At 68.6% G+C, this 15,663-nt stretch carries 14 protein-coding genes; 5 read left to right on the forward strand and 9 right to left on the reverse strand.

Features of this window, described 5'->3' with window-relative positions:
* Window positions 1–3 precede the first annotated feature (3 nt).
* Window positions 4–903 (forward strand): hypothetical protein, encoded by a 900-nt coding sequence (locus tag DB31_RS40630; RefSeq protein WP_044198510.1) that lies wholly within the window; start codon window positions 4–6, stop codon window positions 901–903.
* A gap of 5 nt (window positions 904–908) precedes the next feature.
* Here DB31_RS40630 and DB31_RS40635 read toward each other — a convergent pair whose 3' ends face one another.
* From DB31_RS40635 to DB31_RS40655, 5 genes are all read right to left on the reverse strand, one after another.
* Window positions 909–1,637 carry an immunity 52 family protein gene (locus DB31_RS40635; RefSeq protein WP_044198511.1) on the reverse strand — a complete coding sequence of 243 codons (729 nt, stop codon included), beginning with the start codon at window positions 1,635–1,637 and terminating at the stop codon, window positions 909–911.
* Between the two features lie 14 nt (window positions 1,638–1,651).
* Window positions 1,652–3,067, reverse strand: a complete 1,416-nt coding sequence (gene sitA5 / locus DB31_RS40640; protein ID WP_044198513.1) for a SitA5 family polymorphic toxin — start codon at window positions 3,065–3,067, stop codon at window positions 1,652–1,654.
* A gap of 33 nt (window positions 3,068–3,100) precedes the next feature.
* Entirely contained in the window at window positions 3,101–4,528 is a 1,428-nt protein-coding gene (locus DB31_RS40645; protein WP_169787164.1) for a hypothetical protein, read from the reverse strand.
* A 158-nt stretch (window positions 4,529–4,686) separates the two neighbouring features.
* Window positions 4,687–5,469 (reverse strand): outer membrane lipoprotein-sorting protein, encoded by a 783-nt coding sequence (locus DB31_RS40650; protein ID WP_044198517.1) that lies wholly within the window; start codon window positions 5,467–5,469, stop codon window positions 4,687–4,689.
* Window positions 5,470–5,479: 10 nt separating this feature from the next.
* Window positions 5,480–7,078 carry a rhomboid family intramembrane serine protease gene (locus DB31_RS40655; RefSeq protein ID WP_044198518.1) on the reverse strand — a complete coding sequence of 533 codons (1,599 nt, stop codon included), beginning with the start codon at window positions 7,076–7,078 and terminating at the stop codon, window positions 5,480–5,482.
* Window positions 7,079–7,251: 173 nt separating this feature from the next.
* On the opposite strand from DB31_RS40655, the gene DB31_RS40660 reads away from it, so the two are divergent.
* Window positions 7,252–8,997, forward strand: coding sequence for an FHA domain-containing protein (locus tag DB31_RS40660; protein WP_044198519.1), 1,746 nt, complete (start codon window positions 7,252–7,254; stop codon window positions 8,995–8,997).
* Between the two features lie 34 nt (window positions 8,998–9,031).
* Entirely contained in the window at window positions 9,032–9,625 is a 594-nt protein-coding gene (locus tag DB31_RS40665) for a response regulator (RefSeq protein WP_044198520.1), read from the forward strand.
* 6 nt (window positions 9,626–9,631) lie between these two features.
* On the opposite strand, the gene DB31_RS40670 is transcribed toward DB31_RS40665, so the two are convergent.
* The 3 genes from DB31_RS40670 to DB31_RS40680 all read right to left on the reverse strand — a co-directional run bounded on the left by DB31_RS40670 (window position 9,632) and on the right by DB31_RS40680 (window position 12,047).
* A complete protein-coding gene (locus DB31_RS40670; RefSeq protein WP_044198522.1) occupies window positions 9,632–10,405 on the reverse strand; it encodes an enoyl-CoA hydratase/isomerase family protein in 774 nt (257 codons plus the stop codon).
* A 16-nt stretch (window positions 10,406–10,421) separates the two neighbouring features.
* Complete coding sequence (locus DB31_RS40675; protein WP_044198523.1) at window positions 10,422–10,634, reverse strand: biotin/lipoyl-binding carrier protein; 213 nt, start codon at window positions 10,632–10,634, stop codon at window positions 10,422–10,424.
* A gap of 63 nt (window positions 10,635–10,697) precedes the next feature.
* Window positions 10,698–12,047, reverse strand: a complete 1,350-nt coding sequence (locus DB31_RS40680) for an acetyl-CoA carboxylase biotin carboxylase subunit (RefSeq protein WP_044198525.1) — start codon at window positions 12,045–12,047, stop codon at window positions 10,698–10,700.
* A gap of 157 nt (window positions 12,048–12,204) precedes the next feature.
* Between DB31_RS40680 and DB31_RS40685 the strand changes: the two genes are divergently transcribed.
* The gene (locus DB31_RS40685) at window positions 12,205–12,585 is read left to right on the forward strand and encodes a hypothetical protein (RefSeq protein ID WP_338034356.1); all 381 of its coding nucleotides are present in this window, start codon (window positions 12,205–12,207) and stop codon (window positions 12,583–12,585) included.
* Between the two features lie 139 nt (window positions 12,586–12,724).
* Window positions 12,725–14,035, forward strand: a complete 1,311-nt coding sequence (locus DB31_RS49375; RefSeq protein WP_044198527.1) for a sensor histidine kinase — start codon at window positions 12,725–12,727, stop codon at window positions 14,033–14,035.
* A gap of 269 nt (window positions 14,036–14,304) precedes the next feature.
* Here the strand turns inward: DB31_RS49375 and ftsZ are convergent, their stop codons facing one another.
* Window positions 14,305–15,537, reverse strand: a complete 1,233-nt coding sequence (ftsZ, locus tag DB31_RS40695; protein ID WP_044198528.1) for a cell division protein FtsZ — start codon at window positions 15,535–15,537, stop codon at window positions 14,305–14,307.
* Between the last annotated feature and the right edge of the window lie 126 nt (window positions 15,538–15,663).

Here is a 15,663-nt window from a genome sequence, read left to right on the forward strand (position 1 = left end):
GGCATGCTCTCGCTCGGACTGGCCACCCTGCTGTTCGCCCTGCCCCCAGGCTCGCCTGGGGAGGTGGCCTCTTTGCCGCCGCAGACGGATACGTGCGTCATGGAGACCGAGGCGGGGGATCGCTTCCCCACGTGCTTCGATCCGGGCAATGCGCTGTTGCTCGGGACGGGGCTGCAGGTGCGAGACGGGGTGGCGCTGCCCACGCTGCAGGCGGGAATCCTGCTGCGAACCGAGCGCAACAGCCGGAGCAAGGGGACGCTCTGGTTCAACACGCACCGCATCCTCGTGACGGAGGCGACGCCGGGTAACGTGCGGCGCGGACTGAGCACGACGCTCTACGAGGGGCTCTACCGCCGCCACTTGGAGGAGGGCTTCATCCTGATTCCAACCTCGCGGCCCATCCGCGTGCCGTTTCCGTTCGACGTGACGGTGGCGGTGCGCGCGGGCGCCCTGGAGCGGCGGGTGTGGGAAGGCCGGGGGCTGACGGTGGAGACGGGACGGGCGGCGCTGCTGCTGGATCCGGTGCGCTCGGTGAGCGGGCGTCTGTGGCTGGGGTTCGGACCCTCGGTGAGCCACTCGCTGCGGCGCCTGGCGGATGGGACGCTGGAGCAGGAGGTATCGCCCTTCACATCCGGGGTGCTCGAGACGGGGTACGAGACAGCGGATGGCTGGTGGACGGTGCGGGCCTCGGCGCTGGCGGGGTGGATCAACCGCTTCGATGGAGGGCGGCGCTTCCGGGCGCGCGCGGACGCGAGCGTCGAGCGGATCCTGTTCGCCCTGAATGACCAGCCCCTGTGGCTCCAGCTCTACGGAACCTACGCATATAAGGATGCGGGCCTGGGGCTGGAGACGGAGTGGACTGCGGGCGCACGGCTGCTGGTTCGAACCTTCAGCGCGCTTTAGAAAAGTCAGCGCGGCCCTGTCGGCCAGGGCTGCAACTTCCTCAACAGCCCTGCCCGATCCAGCAGTTCGTGGACGCGCGCGGCGAGGGCAACGTGCTCTGGGTTGGAGACAGTGAAGCGCTCAGGGGTGAGGATGACGAGGGTCCCCTTGTCCTCCACAGGCTCGATACGCACGGGAGCAGGCAGTGGGGGCACCGTGCCGCGCAGCCGCGAGAAGTACATGACCCACCCGACGAACGTGCCCGCATGGGGAAACCCCTCGACCGCTGCATCCCGATGCGCATCAGAGGTTGCAACTCCCCACTCTGGGTCCCAAGCCAGTGCCATGACCCGCAAGACGTCCGTCATCACGGGTGCAGTCAGCACTCGCTCTCCGAGAGAACCCTCTCCGTAGGTCTTGAGTACGCAGGTGGACGAAAGGTGCAGGGAGGAATGACCGCAGTTGCCATCAACACCGGACATCTCTTCCAGATCGTCGCCCGTCCACAAGTGGAATAAAAAGCCATCCCCAATCTGGCTCTCCCTCTGTGCGAACAGCTTCTGGAAGTTCACCGCATCTGTCGTGAACTCGAGCTTGCGTGCTTCCTCGAGAGAATCCGCGGACTCATACCAGCGGGTCCATGCCGAGTCGCAGCGCCCCAGGAGGTGGAAAAAACGTTCCGCGCGTTGTGCGCATGCCTGGGCGGACTCAGGCCGGGCGAGCCAATACGAACCCGCGTAATAGGTCTCAATCATCGAACGTTTCTCCGTCACGGAACCGGGGGAACATGAACGACCTGTATAGGGAGGTTAGCCCCCTTAAACATCTTCGTTAGTGCCCCTGCGAGCTTCTGCTCAGCGACGATCCACCGGATGGGCATCCCCTGCGCCACGTTGATCTGGCGCTGCGCCTGCGCCAATAGCTTGTCGCTTCCTTTGAAGATCGGCAGAAAATCCAACTGCTGGCTGATCCACTGCGCGTAACCGGGGCCCTTGACCTCGATCAGAACACCTTGGTCGAAGCCATCAAAGTCCGCCTCCTCGCTCCCGGACTTGACGCAGTAGGCGTAGCCCTTCGGCGCCCCTGTCACCTGGGATTGATAGGTCCGGGCGCTCTCGGACATGAACTCGTTCGCCTGAACCCACTCTCCCGGTCCACCTGGGCTGGGCGGCGCAGTTCGACCGCCAGTGCTATCTCCCGCCGCCATGGCCACGGCGTTAGGGGCCAACACGACCGCAGCCCCCTCAGCGCTCAACGCCACTGACTCCACTTGGGCCAGCGCGGGCGCAGTGAAGCGAATACGGAGTTGAGTCTCGGCCACCACCGCAGCCTGACTGGCCCCTGGCAGCGATGGCAGTTTGGCCGCCATGCCCGGCGCCGTATTTCCCAGCGCCACCGTCGCCAGCATCACGAAGGTCCGGGCCGCCTTCTCCCCCATCGTGTTCCCGAACTTCTCTCCCGAGGCGGCGATGGCGTCAAAGGTGGTGGCTTGATCCACTTCCTTCATCAGCACCCACCACCCGTCGATCAGCCGCCACACTGTGTCCCACCCCAGGTACGCCATGGCCCCCACGGTCAGCAACGCAGCGACTCCCTTGCTCACGGGCTCGGGCAGCGTCAGCAAGATGGCGTACATGGTCAGCCCCCCGACGACCGTGGCAACCAACGCCTGGGGGTTCACCGTTCGCGCCAGTTCCTCCTTCATGGCTCCCAGCACCTTGCTGTGGGCGATCGCCATGGCCAGCGCGTACCGAGCATCCCCATCCAGAAAGGGCCTATCCACCAGAAGGCGCAGGCAATCCCCGCCTCCCCACTTCTCCTCGCACCACAGCAGATAGCGGCGCTTCAGTTCCTCGTCTTCGGGCAACAGTCTCAGGTTTCGCGGGCTGTCCGGCTCCGCAGCGATGAGCCGCTGGCTCCGGCTCTCGTACCGAAACCAACCGCTTCGCTCGGGCACTCCGAAGACCTGCCGAGCGTGTTCCAGGGGGCGATCCACCGCCCGCAGCCGCTGGGCATGCTCCGCCATGGCCTTTTTGAACTGCTCCTCGCGCAGTTGCACAGGCTCCACGTCGCGGCGCGGAACATGGGCGCGGGGTTCGCCTTGGCCTGTGTCCAAACGGAGGACCTTGGGTGAGGCGCTGCACCCCGAGAGAAAAGCGACCAGCAGCAGCGCTGCGCGCGGCATACGAAGCCTCCTGAGCATTCCTAAATGGTAGAGCTACAGCGTCAACCGGAGCGAGCCGACGATCTGATCGTTCCGCCCGAAGTAACCCAAGGGGCTGTAGGGCTTGCCGGCGTAGACCTCTGCCGCGAGCCCCACGCTCAGGTGCTCCGTGAAGCGCCAACCCACCCGCGGCGCGAGCACGAAGGAGCGCTGGATGGGCTCGAAGGCGCCTCGAAATCCAATCTCCCAGTCGCTTCCGCGCGGGGCATAGCGCGCCTCAGCCACCACCAGGTGAAGGAAGGCGGTCCGCGCCTCTCCCCGCGCCGTGCCGGGCTCCAGCACCACGAGCAGTTCCTCCGCTCCCATGCGGCGCACGGCGACCCCCTGCCAGGTCACCGAGTAGAGGAAGTCGGAGTCCTCCGCCTGGGAAACACCGACCACCCACGTCACCACCGGCTTGCGCAGCGGATGCAGCCGCTCGTCGAAGAACGTCTGCGCCGGGCTGAAGCCCACGTCCACATCGAACTGCGCCGGCCCCAGCAGCGCGGTCGCCTCCAGCCCGAAGACGTGCTGCCGATCGTATCGGCCCGTCACCAGCGTCTCTCCCGCGCGCAGCCGATCCTGCACGGACAGCAGGAGCGCCGCATCCGGAGTTTCCCCTCGCTGCTGAGCGCGCAGCAGGGCCTCCAACTCCGGATCCAGGCGCACCTGTGGCAGCTTTTCGTTGGCCCAGACCCACGAGCCGCCCACCCGGATGCCTCGAATCTCGGACGTCACCCGCAGGCCCACATCCCCGAGCCACGGAAACGCCTCGGGCCGCTCTGTCTCCAGAAGACGAGGCTGCAGTGCATCCTCAATGGAGGGATCCACCGTGAAGGGCAGGCTCACCCCGAGCCCCGGCTGGAAGAGCGCCTCGTCCTGCCCGAAGACGGTGTAGCGGTGCGGCGTGAAGAAGGGCACCCACGCCGCGGTGAGCGTGAGCGGCCCGACGTCCCCCAAAGCCCGAGCGGCGAAGACCGGCAGCTTCGCGTCCTCCGGCTCGGTGAGGACGAAGCTCCCACGCAGGTCTCTCGGGTTGAGGATGTCCGTAGGCGCGAAGGCCGCGTTTGCCCCAAAGGCCAGCGTCTGCTGCCCCACCCGCACGTCCACGCGGGGCGTGTAGAAGTCCAGGAACGCCTCACCGAGCGTGGGCTCGAAGAACGCCTTGCCCCGCTCCAACCCTTGCTCGGCTCCCGCGCGCCAGAGCGCCCGCCCTTCCACGAGCAGCCGCAGCGAGGGAGAGAGCTTCACATCCGTGGAGAGCGAGGCCCGCCCTTGTACGTCCACGACATGCTCGGAGAGTCCGTCACTCCGCTGGGGCTCGAAGCCAGTATCCACCCCTGCGAGCAAGCGCAGCGATCCACTCACCTGCACGGTCGGCCCCGCAGCAGGAGCGGGCGCAGCTTCCTCCAGAGCCGGAGGAGCTGGCTCGAAGGCTTCCACCCCCTGCCCTCCTTCCACCTCCCGAGGCTTCGCCTCCGGCACGAACTCCTCGAGCGCCGCCCCACCCTCCGGAGCCTCCGGCGCGGGGGGGACCTCCTCCTGCCCAAAAGCCCGCGAACTCCCACACAGGAGCGCCAGGCCGAGTGCGAGTCCTCGGATCAACCGCGCTCGAGCGCCCGCTCGGTGAAGGCTTCGTCACCGGGCTGCGCCTCCTCGAGCTGAAGGACCTCGAGCGTCGTCACGGAGCCCGTCTGCAGGTTCTCCATGGACGCCTTGGCCGCGATGACCCGGTCCTTGAACTTCTTGAGCGACGCCGCCCGGTACACTTTGAAGGGCTTGCCCTCCTTGTCGGTGTACTCGACCTGCGTGGGCACGTAGGTCTCCTGATCCACGAAGACCTTCACCTCACCATAAGGAGAGTCCGCTCCCGCCTTGCCCACCAGTACCCAGGCGAGCCGATCCAGCACCTTGGACTCGCCCACCTTCTTCATCACGTCGTCGCTCTCGCCGCCCGTGCCGCCCAGGTCCGCGTAGGAGAAGTCCGTGTCCATGAAGGACTGCCCTCGCTGCGTGCGCGCCACCTTCCGCACCCGCTTGAGCTTCGGCAGATACAAGGAGATCTCCGCCCCCTCGCCCTTGGCTCCTTCCACCGTGAGCAGCGCCACCCCCGCCACTCCCGCAGGCTGGAGGAAGCGCACGAGCGAGTGCGTCTTATCCCCGATCTTCTTCGCCGAGCTGGTGACAACCTGCTCCTTGCTCTTGCCGTCCTTGCTCGCGGTCGTGAGCTTGAGCTGGGCGCTCAAGCCCAGCAGGTTGAGCGCGCCACGCTCACGGCTCTTCCGGGCGATATCCGCCGCGGACTCCTCGGCGAGCGCCGGGAGAACGGCCAGCAGGGCCAAGGCCAGAACGACACGCAACAGCGAGGGCTGGATCTTCCACATGGCCGGGACTCTACCGGCCTCCCGCCTTCACCGTCGCGCGCAACGCGGCCTCCGCTGCTCGCAGCCTCGGATCCTGCGGAGCCACGCGCCGGGCCTCCTCCAGCCGCGCCAGCGCCCGCTCGGTGTCCCCCCGGGCCAGCTCGCACCGCACGCCCGCCTCCAGCGCTCCCGTCTCCGAGGGCCCATACACCCGCGCCTCCTCCGCCGCGTGGCAGCCCTCCTCCACGTGGCCCGACTCGAGGAACGCCCGCGCCAGCTCCACCCGCGTCGCCACCTGCGAGGGCGCCAGCCGCACGGCCTCGCGCAGCGGCTCCACCGCCTCCGCCGGCCGCCCCCACCGCCTCAGCGCCGAGCCCAGCTGCGCCAGCGGCTCGCTCGCCCCCGGCACGAGCAGCGCCCGCGCCCGCGCCTCGCGCAACATCGACGGCTCCTCCAGCCGCAGCTCCGCCACCATCCGCTCCACCACCCGCCTATACCGGGGAAAGCGCCCAGGCCACGTGAACACGAGCTGGTACACGAACTCCCCGCGCGGCACGAACAGCGCTCGCAGGTGCGTCACCCCGTCCGCGCCCTGCAGCTCCGCCTGCACCTCCTGCGCGGGACCACCGCTCACCCACGCGGGCCTCGGCCCCCGCACCTTCACAGGCCGACCCTCGGGGAGCACCGCCTCGGCGGCCAGCGCCGACTCCTGAAAGTGCACCGCCTGCAGCCCGCCGTCCCCGGGCTCGCCGGTCTGGATGGCCTCCGCCACGAAGGTGGCGCGCCCCAGCCCCGGCAACCCATTGGAGAAGGCCAGCCGCCCGAGCCGATCCGCCCCCTGGCGCCAGCTCGACGGCATCGCCACCGACACACCGAACACGTCATCCCGCTCCACGCGCCACGTCGAGCGCCCGAGCACCCCCAACCCCGCCACCACCACCGCCACCGCCACCACGCTCCCGGCGCGCAGCCACTCCGCGCTCCTCGGCTCGCCCGCCGTCAGCCTCCTGGGCACCACGAAGAGCCCCACCAGCAGCCCCGAGCAGAACCCACCCAGGTGCCCTGCGTTGTCCACGCCCACCGACGTCCACCCCATCCACAGGAACACGAGCACCGTGGGCAGCACGCCCTCCCCTGCCATCCGCCGCGCCATCGGCGACAACACCGCGCGGTACCGGCGCCCCAGCACAATGAGCGCCCCCACGCAGCCGTACGCCATGCCCGAGGCGCCCACGCTCACCTCCTCGGCCCACAAGAGAGAGCTCGTCATCGTCGCCAGCCCCGCCGCCACCAGCAGCGCCGCGTACTCGAGCCGTCGCCACGCTCCCTCCAGCACCGAGCCAGCCGCCACCAGCACCAGCAGGTTGAGCCCCAGGTGCGCCGCGTCCCGATGCAGGAAGTTCGCGGTCAGCAGCCGCCAGGACTCTCCCGCCTCCGTCATCAGCGGCCCCACCTTCGCTCCAAAGCGGACCATCGCATCCACATCGAGCGGACCCGCCGCGGCCGTCCTCACGTAGACGGCCAGCTGCACCCCCACCAGCCCCAGCGTCACCCACGGCAACCGCCCGAGCGGCCCTCGGGACTCGGGCGCTGATCGCGCGTCTTCGGAGCCGGGCGGAGGCACACTCATACGGGTAGGTGATCCTCCTGCCGCCCTCTGAAGATTGCCTGATCGGCCACCTGTCCGATGGACAACGGTGCCGACTTCCCCTCACTCGGTCTGAAAACCGCTGTCATTTTCGGGGGATGCATGCCTTGTAACGGTTCCGCCCCTTCTGCTATAGCTGTAAGCGGATCTGACCCGTGCTGAAGCTCATCATCGAAGACGACGAGGGGCGCAAGACCGTTGTTCCCTTCGTGCGCGAAGAGATCACGATCGGCCGTCAGGAAGGCAACACCATCCGCCTGACGGAACGAAACGTGTCCCGCCGCCACGCTCGCCTCATGCGCCAGAACGGGCATGTTGTGGTGGAGGATCTGGGCAGTTCCAACGGCACTCGCATCAACGGCGAGCGCATCAGCGGCCAGTCGACCGTCAAGGACGGCGATCTGATCCAGATCGGTGACTACGATCTGGCGCTGCAGAGCGACGTGGCTGCCGCCGCGCGTCCTCAGCGCACCGTGACAGCCGAGCTCGCGCCGGAGGAGATGGAGTCCTCCGCCGCCGAGGCCGAGACGGAGGCCGAGTCGCCCATCGCGGAGCAGGGCGAGGGAGATGAGGAAGAGTCTCCCGCCCCGCCCACCGCCGAGCAGCGCCGACACTCCACCGCCATCATCAAGATGGACCAGGTGGAGGGCAACCGCGCCCGCAAGGTGCAGGATCTCGATGCCGAGGACGCGCCCCGCCTGGTGGTGCTCAGCTCCGAGTTCAAGGGCCAGGAGTACTCCTGCATCCGGACCGAGATGAAGATCGGCCGGACGGAAGACAACGACATCGTCATCGACCACCGCTCGCTGTCGCGCACACACGCCAAGCTGGTGCGCGAGGAGAGCGGCGAGTGGCGCATCCTGGACATGCAGTCGGCCAACGGGATGACGGTCAACGGCGAGCCGTACGCCCAGTCCTCGCTGAACAACGGCGACACCATCGAGCTGGGCCACGTGAAGCTGCGCTTCATTGGCGCGGGCGAATCGGCCAGCGCGGTCAGCGCGGGTGGCCGGTCCAAGCTGCCCCTGGTTGCGGCGTTCGTGGCGCTCCTCCTCATTGTGGGCGGCGCCGCCTTCTTCTTGCTCAAGCCGAGCAACCCGGGTCCCGTGCAGCCAACGCCGGGCCCCGTGGCGCAGCCTCCGAATCCCGACCCGGAGCCCACCGACACCGCCGCCGCGGATCCGGCGAAGCGGCTGGCCGAGCGCATCCAGGAGGCGCAGAAGTACTTCGACGACAACAACCTGGAGCGGGCCGAGGACGCTCTGAACAACACCCGGAACCCGGACGGCACCTGGCCCCCCGAGGCGCAGAAGCTGGCCGGGCAGATCGCCGACGAGCGCAAGGCCGGTGACATGGTCGCCGAGGCCAAGCGCGCCTTCGAGGATCAGCGCTACGACGAGGCGGAGAAGCTGCTGAAGGAGGCCAAGGACTCCACCATCTTCGGCGTGGAGCGGGATCAGCTGCTCAACCGCATCGAGGAGGCGCGCAAGGCGGCTGCCGCCAAGCCGGAGACGGGCACCCCGCCCGCGCCGGTGGCCACGCCCACCCCCACGCCCCCGCCCGCGGCGACGCCTACGCCTACGCCCAAGCCTCCTCCGACTCAGCAGGCGGCCGTCAACCGCGAGGAAGAGGCGGCCACCGCGCGGGAAGACGCTAGGAAGCTGATCATCAAAAAGCAGTTCCCAGAAGCGCGCAACCGGGCTTCCCGGTGCCTCGAGCTGACGCCGGCCGACGCCGACTGCCAGCTGCTCAAGGGCCTGAGCTACGCCCACGAGAACCAGTGGACCGTCGCCACTCCCTTCCTCAAGCGCTTCCTGGAGCTGGCACCGGACCACAAGCTCGCACCGAAGATCCGGGACAGTCTCAAGCGCCTGGAAGAGACAGACAACTCAGGCAAGTAACCGAGGTCCCCACCCGCAGCAGCGAGGAGAGGCTGTGCAGATTCGCATCTTGGTGGTCGATGATGAGCAGGACAACTGCGACTACCTGAAGCTGGTGCTGACCCGCGAGGGCTATGAGGTCGTCACCACGACGGATCCCACCCAGACGGTGGACATCCTGCGAGGGTCCGACTTCCACCTCGTCATCCTGGACATGATGATGCCGCAGATGTCCGGGACCGAGGTGCTGGAGCTGATTCGCAAGTACGACACGGACATCGCCGTGATTGTCGCCACGGCGTACCCCACGGTGGACACGGCGGTGGCCTCGCTCAAGGCGCAGGCTTCCGACTACGTGAAGAAGCCGATGGAGCCGGATCAGTTCATCAGCGCCGTGCGCAACGCCCTGCAGAAGAAGGGCCTGTCGCAGGATCCCGAGGCGGACCTGCACCGCGCCATCGGCCGCGTCATCCGCGACGCGCGCAAGACGCAGGAGCTCACGCTCAAGCAGCTCGCGCGCCGCACCGGCCTGTCCGTGTCGCTGCTGTCCCAGATCGAGCGCGCCGAGTCCTCGGCGTCCATCTCGTCGCTCTACAAGATCGCCTCCGCGCTGCAGCTGCGCATGGGCGAGCTGTTCGGCGACACCTGAGCCGCGCTAGCGGCCCTTGAAGGCGGGCGGGCGTTTCTCCAGGAACGCCGCCCTGCCCTCCTTGGCGTCCTCGCTGGCGAAGGCGGCGGCCCGCAGGGACCGAGCCCGCGCGCGCTCCTCTTCCCCGAGCGCCGGCCGCCCCAGCAGCCCGAACACCTCCTTCATCCCCGCCACCGCCAGCGGCGCGTGCGAGGCCAGCGTCTGGCACAGCTGAAGCGCGTGCGCCTCGGCCTCCTGCGCGGGAAGGCATGCGTCCAGCAAGCCCCAGTCGAGCGCCGTCTCTCCGTCCAGCTTGCGCGCGGTGAGGAAGAGCGAGCGGGCCCGGGCCAGCCCCACCAGCCGCGTGGCGCGCGCCATGCCGTCCAGCGAGTACACCAGGCCCAGGCGCGCCGGCGGCATGCAGAAGACGGTCTCTGGAGTGCCCACGCGGAAGTCGCAGGAGCTGGCGAGATCGAACCCCGCGCCGAAGGCTGCGCCCTGCACCAGCGCCACGCTGGGCACCGGGTGGCGCTCCAGGCGCGAGAGGAACGCCATCAGCGGCTCGTCCGGCAAGCGCCCGTCCGAGGCCGGAGGCCCCAGGTGCGTCAAGTCATAGCCGGAGCAGAAGGTGCCCCCCGCCCCGCGCACCAGGAAGGCGCGAATGGCAGGAGGCGGAGAGAGCGCCGCATCCAGCAACCCCAGGAGGCGATCATCCAGCGCGTTCTTCCGCGCCGGGTTGGACAGGGTAAGCACGCGGACGCCGTCCGCGCGGTCCTCCACCTCCACCGTGGGCTGCTGCATGGCCGTGGTTCCTTGGCTAGCCGAGCACCACGAGGACGTCGCCCTCGGTGACCGGCTGGGCCTCCTTGCAGCGAACCTCCTTCACCGTGCCGCCTTCGGTGGCCTCCACCGGCATCTCCATCTTCATGGACTCGAGGATGACGAGGGTTTGGCCCGGCTCCACCTTATCGCCCACCTTCACCTCGATCTTCCACACGGTCCCGGTGATGTGCGCCGCCACGTCCGCCATACGGTGTTGCCTCCTCGCGCGCGTCGAGCGCCGAAGTTGGAAGGGTTGCCTGCCGCGCGCAGCCTACGGCTTCGCGTGGTTCTCCAGGAAGCGCGTATCGAGCTGCCCCGCCTGGAACGCCGCGTCCCGGAGGATGCGCAGGTGCAGGGGGATGTTCGTCTTGATGCCCTCGATGCGGAAGCTCTCCAGCGCCGCGATGGAGCGCTGGATGGCCTCCGCCCGCGTGGCGCCCGACACGATGAGCTTGGCGATCATCGGGTCGTAGTTCGGAGTGACGGTGTTGCCCTCGGCGTAGCCCGAGTCCAGGCGCACGCCCTCGCCCGTGGGTGGCACGAACACCTTGAGCGGCCCAGGCGACGGGAAGAACTTCACCGGATCCTCCGCGTAGATGCGGAACTCGAGCGCCGCCCCGCGCCGCTTCACGTCCTCTTGGCGCACGGTGAGCTTCTCGCCGGCCGCGATGCGCAGCTGCCAGCCGATGAGATCCAGCCCCGTGGTCAGCTCCGTCACCGGGTGCTCCACCTGGAGCCGGGCGTTCATCTCGATGAAGTAGACGTTGCCGTCCGAGTACAGGAACTCCACCGTGCCCGCGTTCGCGTAGCCGAAGGCCTTGGCCGCCGTCACCGCTGCAGTGAACAGCTGCTGCGCCAGCTCCGCGTTCTTCCCATCCGCGAACAGCGGCGAGGGCGCCTCCTCCACCACCTTCTGGTGGCGCCGCTGGATGGAGCACTCGCGCTCCAGGCAGTGGATGAGGTGGCCGTGGTTATCGCCGAGGATCTGCACCTCGATGTGGCGCGGCGCCGGGAAGTAGCGCTCCAGGTACACGCCCTCGCGCCCGAAGGCCGCCTTCGCGCGGTCCGTGCATTGGCGGAACACCTTCTCCAGCTCGGCCGGGTCCTTCGCCGCGGCCATGCCGATGCCGCCGCCACCGCCCGCGGCCTTGCAGAGCACCGGGTAGCCGATGCGCTCGGCCGCCGACACAGCGCTGCCCACGTCCGGCAGCACGTCCTCGGTGCCCGGCACCACCGGCACGCCCGCGGCCGCCACCAGCTTGCGCGCCTGGCTCTTGTCCTTCATCCGCATCATCGCCTCGGGCGGAGGGCCCACGAAGGTGATGCCGGCCTCGGTGCAGGCGCGCGCGAACTCCGCGTTCTCCGACACGAAGCCGTAGCCCGGGTGCACGGCCTGCGCTCCCGTCTTCTTGGCCGCCTCGAGGATGGCGGGGATGTGGAGGTAGCTGTCCTTGGCGGGCGCGGGGCCAATGCGCACCGCCTCGTCCGCCTCCTTCACGAAGGGCAGATCCGCGTCCGCATCCGAGTAGACGGCAACCGTGGAGATTCCCATGCTGCGGGCCACCGCCCCGATGCGGCGGGAAATCTCACCCCGGTTGGCAATGAGCAGTTTCTTGAACATGTCGATACACCCCGGGTCGCGAAGGGCGGCCAACCTAACCGCCGCCCCCTGCCCTGACAAGCCACCAGCCCAGCAGCCAACACAGGCATGTACAAGGGCGTACAACCACGTCACACCGTTGCGGTGATCCGGGCCGCTGGCGTACCTTGCCGACACCTTGAAGCGCAACGAGACAGGCGGCACCGGGACGGTGGTGGATCTCCAGGGAGCTCGGCGTGAGCGGAGGCTGGACCTCTATCGCGCGCGGCTCGCGGATCGCATGGCGGACAACCGCGCGATGCTGGAGACGCTGTACAAGGGTGGCACCCTCTTCTCTCCCGAGGGCACCCGCCAGGGCCGTGCCCTGCTCAAGGCCCGCCAGCTGCTGCAGCGCGTCAACACCCTTGTGGAGCTGCTGTCCGGTGAGGGAGTGACGCCTCCGCCGCGCCTGCCCGCCCGGGTTGAGGAAGTCTACGAGGAGCTGGACACGCTGCTCGCCCGGAGCGACGCGCTGTCCGGCCGGGATGGGGCCAGCGTGGCCCGCCTTCCCCGCAGCTAGCGAAGCGCTTCACGTGGGCGAACCGCCCCCTATACCCCTGGCTCCGGGGGAAGGGGGCCCACTCGAAGCGGTTGGCGTAAGCTACCGGCTCGCCGGTGCCCCAGCGGACTCCCCCCACTGGCGTGGCCTCGAGAATTTCATGCAGACGCCTGCCCCTCCTGGGGGGCTGTTCAAGAGCCCTGCAGGACCGCACGTGGTGCTCTCGGTGGTCTTCGTCGCGGTCTACCCCATGGACATCGTCATCCTGGGCCGCGCAGATCGGCACACGCTGGTGCTCCGGTGCGTCTGGGCCGTCATCCACGCGGCCTATGCCTTCTGGGCCCACTGCGCCCCCGCGCGCTGGTATCGCCCGTGGAGCCTGCTCAACAGCCTGGCCGACACCCTCTTCTTCCTGGGGCTCATTCACCTCACGGGCGGCGCCGCGAGCCCCTACTTCCCCCTGCTGGTCAGCACCCCCATCCTCCTGGCGCAGGTCTACCCCGTCCATCTGGTGGCCAACCTCCTGGTCGGAGCCGTGACAGGAGGGGGTGCCCTGCTCATGATGCAGGGCGCGGGCCGCTCTTGGATCGACGCGCTCTTCTGGTGCTTCCTGTGCGTGGGCGCCGCGGTGCTTGGACTGTACGTGGCGCACCAGACCCGGCGAGTCATCGCGGCGGAGGAGCGCGCCAGCGTCGAGCAGGCCCGGCGCGAGGCCATCGAGCGGGTGGCGAGGCAGGAGTTCACCCGCGCCCGATCCGAGAAGCTGGCCACACTCGGGAGGCTGGCGGCCAACGTGCTGCACGAGCTCAACAACCCGCTGGCGTTCGTGCGCGTCAACCTCGACTTCCTCCGGCAGGAGCTGCGCGCCCTGCCTCCGGAAGACACCCAACCCCTGATGGAGGCGCTCGAGGACACTCACACCGGCGTCGAGCGCATCCGGCAGATCGCCGCGGACCTGAAGGGCTTCTCCCGCATGGACGAGGAGGGCCCTGACCGCTGCGCTCTGGCGGACGTCGTGCCGAGCACCCTGCGCATCGCCTCGCTGCGGCTCAAGCACGTGGAGCAGGTGCGGGTGGTTCTCCCCGAGAACCTGCCCGAGGTGTACGCCAGCCCTCAGCGCCTGGCCCAGGTGCTGCTCAACCTCCTGGTGAACGCGGGGGATGCGCTCGCGGAGCGGAAGGAGGGCGCCGAGGTGCTGCTCACCGCGAGGCACGAGCACGGCCACATCACCCTGCTGGTGGAGGACAACGGCCCGGGCATTCCCCCGCACGTCCTGCCCCGTCTCTTCGAGCCCTTCTTCACGACGAAGGGGCCGGAGCTGGGAACCGGCCTGGGCCTGGCCCTGTCTCGCGAGTTGATCGAGAAGTTCCACGGCTCGCTGACCGCGGAGAACCGGCCCGAGGGCGGCGCGTGCATGCGCCTGGTGCTCCAGGTCTGGTCCCCCGCCCCAGAACGCGCCCTCCCCGTCTGAGTCACTTCGCACCTCCCGCGGAGTCCGACACGCCGGAAGTCAGGACGACACGTCAGCGGCGTGTCCCCGGCACGCCGGCTGCTCGCTCAGTCAGCCGACAGGCATGGGCTTTGCTGAACCGTCGCGGCCTAGCCCATGGGTTCTCGTTGTTGGCGGTCGTCATCTGGAGCTGCAGCGGGGCCGAGGGAGAGTCAGGCAGCTTCGTGAGATGGGTCCCATGCCCGCCGGGCCCACCACAGGCTCTTCGATGGCGACGGTACGGAAACGGCTCAGGGCATCTCGGTCTGGCCCTGGCGCCGCAGGAACGTGGGGATGTCGAACTGATCCTCGTCCATCGGCAGCGCGGCATCCTTCACCACCGTGGTGCGCGGAGGCTGCGTGATGGCCTTGTTCTCCGTGGAGGACATGGCGCGGGCGCCGGCCTTGGCGGGCACCAGGCTGGCCACCTCCTCGCGCGCCGCGGTGAGCACCGAGGGCGACGGGGTGCGGACCAGCGGCACCGGCGTGACAGGCACCGCCGCCACCACGCGCTGCGGCTGCCGGGCATCCCGGTGCACGAAGCCCGTGGCGATGATGGTGATCTTCACCTCGTCCTGGATCTCCTCGTCGATCAGCGAGCCGAAGATGATCTCCGCCTCGCTGTCTGCGGCGTCATGCACCAGCGTGAGGGCCTCGTTGACCTCCTGCAGGGTCATGTCGCGGCCGCCGGTGATGTTGATGAGCAGGCCCGTGGCGCCATCGATGGAGACATCCTCCAGCAGCGGGCTGGAGATGGCCTGCTGCATGGCGCTGAGCGCGCGGGTGGCGCCCGAGGCCCGGCCGGTGCCCATGAGCGCCAGGCCCTTGTCGCTCATGATGGTCTTCACATCCGCGAAGTCCACGTTGATGTAGCCGTGGTACTGGATGAGGTCCGAGATGCCTTGCACGGCGTTGAGCAGCACCTCGTCGGCGCGCTTGAACGTCTCCAGCAGCGGCATGGGCTCGTTGCTCAGGGTGAGCAGGCGCTGGTTGGGGATGGTGATGAGCGTGTCCACCGCGGCCTTCAGCTCCACCAGGCCCTGCTCGGCCTGCTTGCGGCGCTTGTTGCCCTCGAAGAGGAACGGCTTGGTCACCACACCCACAGTGAGGCAGCCCAGGCTCTTGGCGATGTCCGCGATGATGGGCGCGGCGCCCGTGCCGGTGCCGCCACCCATACCGGCAGTGACAAACACCATGTCCGCGCCCTCGAGCACGGCGGCGATCTGATCCTTGGACTCCAGGGCGGCCTCGCGGCCCATCTCCGGGTTGGCACCGGCCCCCAGGCCCTTGGTCAACGTCTGTCCGAGCTGCAGCCGCGTCGGGGACTTGTTGGCCGCCAGGGCCTGGACGTCGGTGTTCGCGGCGATGAAGTCGACCCGTTCCAGCTTGGCCAGGATCATCGTGTTGACCGCGTTGCACCCCGCCCCGCCCACGCCGACCACACGGATCTTCGCGGCCTGCTTGTTCTGCTCGAACTGGTCCATGGTGATCCTTTCAGCGGAAGTCGCGCACCTTTTGATCGCGAGCCTCCCAGGTCACCCATCATCAGCAAGTCCGGATCTTTGGCAAGTATTCAGCTACCGGCCTGTAGCGCGCTGTCACATCACCGA

The sequence above is a fragment of the Hyalangium minutum genome (assembly GCF_000737315.1).
Classification (GTDB): Bacteria; Myxococcota; Myxococcia; order Myxococcales; family Myxococcaceae; genus Hyalangium; species Hyalangium minutum.

Bases quoted from the DNA above. Each gene is read 5' to 3' on its own strand.
- DB31_RS40635 (WP_044198511.1), bottom strand. From the start codon at position 1,637: ATGATTGAGACCTATTACGCGGGTTCGTATTGGCTCGCCCGGCCTGAG.
- DB31_RS40630 (WP_044198510.1), top strand. From the start codon at position 4: ATGCTCTCGCTCGGACTGGCCACCCTGCTGTTCGCCCTGCCCCCAGGC.
- DB31_RS40670 (WP_044198522.1), bottom strand. From the start codon at position 10,405: ATGCAGCAGCCCACGGTGGAGGTGGAGGACCGCGCGGACGGCGTCCGC.
- DB31_RS40680 (WP_044198525.1), bottom strand. From the start codon at position 12,047: ATGTTCAAGAAACTGCTCATTGCCAACCGGGGTGAGATTTCCCGCCGC.
- DB31_RS40675 (WP_044198523.1), bottom strand. From the start codon at position 10,634: ATGGCGGACGTGGCGGCGCACATCACCGGGACCGTGTGGAAGATCGAG.
- ftsZ (WP_044198528.1), bottom strand. From the start codon at position 15,537: ATGGACCAGTTCGAGCAGAACAAGCAGGCCGCGAAGATCCGTGTGGTC.
- sitA5 (WP_044198513.1), bottom strand. From the start codon at position 3,067: ATGCCGCGCGCAGCGCTGCTGCTGGTCGCTTTTCTCTCGGGGTGCAGC.
- DB31_RS40650 (WP_044198517.1), bottom strand. From the start codon at position 5,469: ATGTGGAAGATCCAGCCCTCGCTGTTGCGTGTCGTTCTGGCCTTGGCC.
- DB31_RS49375 (WP_044198527.1), top strand. From the start codon at position 12,725: ATGCAGACGCCTGCCCCTCCTGGGGGGCTGTTCAAGAGCCCTGCAGGA.
- DB31_RS40655 (WP_044198518.1), bottom strand. From the start codon at position 7,078: ATGAGTGTGCCTCCGCCCGGCTCCGAAGACGCGCGATCAGCGCCCGAG.